The organism is Belliella alkalica (assembly GCF_022549785.1).
GTDB lineage: Bacteria > Bacteroidota > Bacteroidia > Cytophagales > Cyclobacteriaceae > Belliella > Belliella alkalica.
Window position 1 is genome coordinate 1 of the sequence record NZ_JAKZGO010000098.1, and the last position, 547, is coordinate 547.

Genomic DNA, 547 nt, shown 5'->3' on the forward strand with positions numbered 1-547 from the left:
AGGTGATCACTTCGCCTGCCTGCGTCACAGTGGATCCGTTGTCGGATTTGCTGATGCTCAAGCCTGCATTGTTGTCTATAGGTGTCTCAATCTCTGTCTCGCCCTCTGGATCTTCWCCTTCTGGGTTYGGATTCTCTCCTTTTACAAAGGCTGTGTTCAACACTGARCCAGAATCTACATCTGACTGCGTAACCGTGTAGCTGGTCTCTCTAACCRCTACCTGACCCGGTGCCAAWGWTCCGACATTCTCTTCAAAGCCTGTCAATGGATCTGTGATCACAACATTTCCTATAGTCACATTACCAGTATTCCTTGCCGTCAACGTGTAGGTGATCACTTCGCCTGCCTGCGTCACAGTGGATCCGTTGTCGGATTTGCTGATGCTCAAGCCTGCATTGTTGTCTATAGGTGTCTCAATCTCCGTCTCGCCCTCTGGATCTTCTCCTCCTGGGTTTGGATTCTCTCCTTTTACAAAGGCTGTGTTCAACACTGAACCAGAATCTACATCTGACTGCGTAACCGTGTAGCTAGTCTCTCTAACCGCTAC

Annotated in this window: 1 protein-coding gene; it reads right to left on the bottom strand. The window is 49.4% G+C overall.

Features of this window, described 5'->3' with window-relative positions; genetic code table 11:
* The coding region (locus MM213_RS20825) for a CLIPPER-2 domain-containing protein (protein ID WP_439647580.1) at positions 1-547 on the bottom strand (547 nt) is incomplete at both ends.